Annotated in this window: 1 protein-coding gene; it reads left to right on the top strand. The window is 69.7% G+C overall.

Annotation, left to right across the window (positions count from 1 at the left end):
- On the top strand, nucleotides 1-439 hold a 439-nt coding region (locus FQ755_RS16180), incomplete at both ends, for an aldehyde dehydrogenase family protein (protein WP_144155866.1).

The raw sequence follows: 439 nt of genomic DNA, 5'->3' as shown, positions 1-439 counted from the left end.
CGCATCCTGGCGATGCTGGAGCGCGCGCAGCAAGCCGGCGCGAAGCTGCTGACGGACGGCGGCAAGCCGGCCGGGCTCGACGCCGGCTTCTTCATCGAGCCGACCGTGCTGTACGACGTCGACCCGTATTCGGAGATCGGCCAGGAGGAAGTGTTCGGGCCGGTGACCGTGGTGATGCCCTTCGACGACGAGGCCGACGCGCTGCGCATCGCCAACGCCACCCAGTTCGGCCTCGCCGCCTCGGTGTGGACGCAGGACGTCGCGCGGGCGCACCGGGTCGCCTCGAAGCTCGAGTTCGGCATGGTGTGGATCAACGACCACCACCGGCTCGACCCGGCCTCGCCCTGGGGCGGCTTCAAGAACAGCGGCGTGGGCCGCGAGACCGGCATCGAGTCCTTCGACCAGTTCAGCGAACCGCGCGCGGTGACCGTCAATACCA

This window comes from Paraburkholderia sp. BCC1885 (assembly GCF_900996235.1).
GTDB lineage: Bacteria > Pseudomonadota > Gammaproteobacteria > Burkholderiales > Burkholderiaceae > Paraburkholderia.
This window is presented reverse-complemented; position numbering and strand designations above follow the sequence as displayed.